The organism is Staphylococcus sp. EG-SA-2 (assembly GCF_017152085.1).
Genome location: NZ_JACYHC010000516.1, coordinates 1 through 3963, shown reverse-complemented (window position 1 = coordinate 3963; position 3963 = coordinate 1). Strand labels below are relative to the sequence as shown.

Annotated in this window: 5 protein-coding genes; all 5 read left to right on the top strand. The window is 30.0% G+C overall.

The features are described 5' to 3' along the window. On the top strand, positions 1–469 hold a 469-nt coding region (locus IDG60_RS08265), incomplete at its 5' end, for a tandem-type lipoprotein (protein WP_206160612.1). Positions 470–520: 51 nt separating this feature from the next. Next, entirely contained in the window at positions 521–1291 is a 771-nt protein-coding gene (locus IDG60_RS08260) for a tandem-type lipoprotein (protein WP_000597207.1), read from the top strand. A gap of 64 nt (positions 1292–1355) precedes the next feature. After that, complete coding sequence (locus IDG60_RS08255; protein ID WP_031790901.1) at positions 1356–2126, top strand: tandem-type lipoprotein; 771 nt, start codon at positions 1356–1358, stop codon at positions 2124–2126. 64 nt (positions 2127–2190) lie between these two features. Further along, positions 2191–2961 carry a tandem-type lipoprotein gene (locus IDG60_RS08250; RefSeq protein WP_000977802.1) on the top strand — a complete coding sequence of 257 codons (771 nt, stop codon included), beginning with the start codon at positions 2191–2193 and terminating at the stop codon, positions 2959–2961. A 63-nt stretch (positions 2962–3024) separates the two neighbouring features. Next, complete coding sequence (locus tag IDG60_RS08245; protein WP_075339405.1) at positions 3025–3795, top strand: tandem-type lipoprotein; 771 nt, start codon at positions 3025–3027, stop codon at positions 3793–3795. Positions 3796–3963 lie beyond the last annotated feature (168 nt).

The window sequence follows — 3963 nt, the reverse complement described above, 5'->3', positions numbered from 1 at the left end:
AACAAATGGTTACTACTATGTCGATGTGACTAAGGACGAGGATGAAGGAAAACCGCACGACAATGAAAAAAGATATCCGGTTAAAATGGTCGATAATAAAATCATTCCAACAAAAGAAATTAAAGATAAAAACATAAAAAAAGAAATCGAAAACTTTAAGTTCTTTGTTCAATATGGAAACTTTAAAGATTTGTCGAAGTACAAAGATGGAGATATTTCATACAATCCAGAGGTGCCAAGTTATTCAGCAAAATATCAAGTAACTAATGATGATTATAATGTAAAACAATTACGTAAAAGATATGATATACCGACGAATAAAGCACCAAAGTTATTGTTGAAAGGTACAGGTAATTTAAAAGGCTCATCAGTTGGATATAAAGATATTGAATTTACTTTCGTGGAGAAAAAAGGTGAAAATATATACTTTAGTGATAGTCTACATCTTGAACCAAGTGAGGATAAATAAACGTGACCAATAAAGAGTATGAAATCGAACCCGGAAAAAGAGAGTGATGAAATGATAAAACGTGTAAATAAATTAGTGCTAGGTATTAGTTTTCTGTTTTTAATCATCAGTATCTTTGCTGGTTGTGGTACAGGGAAAGAAGCGGAAATAAAGAAAAGTTTTGAAAAAACGTTGAGTATGTATCCGATTAAAAATCTAGAGGATTTATACGATAAAGAAGGATATCGTGATGATCAATTTGATAAAAATGATAAGGGAACATGGATTGTTCGTTCGTCAATGTCGATTCAATCTAATGGAAAAGATATGAATATAAAAGGCATGGTTTTATATATGAATAGAAATACAAGAACAACAAATGGCTATTACTATGTTGATGTTATAGAAAGAGAAGATAAAGGTATACATCGTGATAACGAAAAAAGATATCCGGTTAAAATGGTCGATAATAAAATCATTCCAACTAAAGAAATTAAAGATGAAAAAATAAAAAAAGAAATCGAAAACTTTAAGTTCTTTGTTCAATATGGCGACTTTAAAGATTTGTCGAAGTACAAAGACGGCGATATATCATACAATCCAGAGGTGCCGAGTTATTCAGCAAAATATCAATTAACTAATGATGACTATAATGTAAAACAATTACGAAAAAGATATAATATACCAACGAATAAAGCACCAAAGCTATTGTTGAAAGGTACAGGGAATTTAAAAGGTTCATCAATTGGCTACAAAAAAATTGAATTTACTTTCGTAGAGAAAAAGGGAGAAAATATATACTTTAGTGATGGGCTACATTTTAATCCAAGTGAGGATAAATAATCATGATTCGATCAAATTATGAAATCGATCCAGGAAAAACAATAAAAAGAAATAGGATTGTGAAATTATGAAACGATTAAATACATTGGTATTGTACATCAGTTTTTTGATATTAATCATCAGTATCGTTGCTGGTTGTGGTACAGGGAAAGAAGCGGAAATAAAGAAAAGTTTTGAAAAAACATTGAGTATGTATCCAATTAAAAATCTAGAGGATTTATACGATAAAGAAGGCTATCGTGATGACGAATTTGATAAAAATGATAAAGGAACGTGGACTATTAGTTCTGAAATGGCAATTCAGAAAAAGGGAGAAGCCTTAAATATAAAAGGTATGGTTTTGAAGTTAAATAGAAATACAAGGAGTGCAAAAGGATTTTACTATGTTAATGCGATAAAGAAGGATGAAAATGGCAGACCTCAGGATAAGCAAATAGAATATCCCGTTAAAATGATTGACAATAAAATCATTCCAACTAAAGATATCAAAGATGAAAAAATAAAAAAAGAAATCGAAAACTTTAAGTTTTTCGCGCAGTATGGCAATTTTAAAGATTTGACGAAGTATAAAGGTGGAGATATTTCATATAATCCAGAAGCCCCGATTTATTCAGCAAAATATCAACTAACCAATGATGATTATAATGTAAAGCAATTACGTAAAAGATATGATATACCGACGAATAAAGCTCCAAAGTTATTGTTAAAAGGTTCAGGAAATTTAGATGGTTCATCAATTGGATACAAAAAAATTGAATTTACTTTCGTAGAGAAAAAAGGAGAAAACACTTACTTTACAGCTAACCTACATTTTAAACCGAGTAATGATGAATAATCGTGACTAATAAAGAGTATGAAATCGATTCAAGGAAACAAAATAAAAAGAAGAGAGTTGTAAGGTGATGAAACGTTTAAATAAATTAGTGTTAGGTATTAGTTTCTTATTTTTAGTCATTAGTATTACTGCTGGTTGTGGCATGGGTAAAGAAGCGGAAATTAAGAAAAGTTTTGAAAAGACAATGAGTATGTATCCGATTAAAAACCTAGAGGATTTATATGACAAAGAGGGCTATCGAGATGATCAATTTGATAAAAATGATAAGGGAACATGGATTGTAAATTCTCAAATGGCAATTCAAAATAAAGGAGAACCTATGAAATCAAAAGGCATGGTTCTGTATATGAATAGAAATACAAGAACAACAAATGGCTATTATTATGTTAATGTGATTAAGTGCGAGGATAAAGGTAAACATCAAGACAATGAAAAAAGATACCCTGTTAAAATGGTCGACAATAAAATAATCCTTACTAAAGAAATTAAAGATGAAAACATAAAAATAGAAATCGAAAACTTTAAGTTTTTTGTTCAATATGGAAACTTTAAAGATTTGGAAAATTATAAAGATGGAGATATATCATATAATCCAGAGGTGCCAAGTTATTCAGCTAAATATCAATTAACTAATGATGATTACAATGTAAAGCAATTACGTAAAAGATATGACATACCAACAAATAAAGCACCGAAGTTGTTGTTGAAGGGTACAGGGAATTTAAAAGGTTCATCAGTTGGATATAAAGACATTGAATTTACGTTTGTAGAGAAAAAAGAAGAGAACATTTACTTTAGTGATGGGTTAATTTTTAAACCAAGTGAGGATAAATAATCATGACTCGATTAAAATATGAAATCAATCCAGGAAAGATAATAATAAGAATAGGATTGTGAAATTATGAAACGATTAAACAAATTGGTATTGTATATTAGTTTTTTGATATTAGTCATTAGTTTCACTGCTGGTTGTGGCATGGGTAAAGAAGCGGAAATAAAGAAAAGTTTTGAAAAAACATTGAGTATGTATCCGATTAAAAATCTAGAGGATTTATACGATAAAGAAGGCTATCGTGATGATCAATTTGATAAAAACGATAAAGGCACATGGATTATTAATTCTGAAATGGTTGTTCAACCTAAAGGGGAACGTATGAAATCAAAAGGTATGGTTCTATATATGAATAGAAACACTAAGACTACAACCGGGAAGTATATAGTGAGTGAAACACTTCATGATGAAGATGGTAGACCTAAGAGTAAAGATAAAGAATATCCGGTTAAAATGGTAGACAATAAAATCATTCCAACTAAAGGTATCAAAGACGAAAATATAAAAAAAGAAATCGAGAATTTTAAGTTCTTCGCGCAATATGGCAGCTTTAAAGATTTGTCGAAGTACAAAGACGGCGATATATCATATAATCCAGAGGTACCGAGTTATTCAGCAAAATATCAATTAACTAATGATGACTATAATGTAAAACAATTACGAAAAAGATATAAAATACCAACGAATAAAGCACCAAAGTTATTGTTGAAAGGTTCGGGAGACTTAAAAGGTTCATCAGTTGGATATAAAGACATTGAATTTACTTTTGTGGAGAAAAAAGGTGAAAATACTTTTTTTACTGATAGTCTACATCTTGAACCAAGTGAGGATAAATAATCTCCTGCCTCCCACACGATTCAACACGAATTTCAAATATGTTGCTGTAAAATAATGTAAAATAAACGTATTCATATTACTGAATTGAGGGATAGTATGCAACGTGATTATTTAATTCGAGTAGAAACTGAAAGCATGCCAGATTTCAAAAGGCTCAATGGTTTAATG

Coding starts and splice junctions, on each gene's coding strand:
- IDG60_RS08260 (WP_000597207.1), top strand. CDS start 521: ATGATAAAACGTGTAAATAAATTAGTGCTAGGTATTAGTTTTCTGTTT.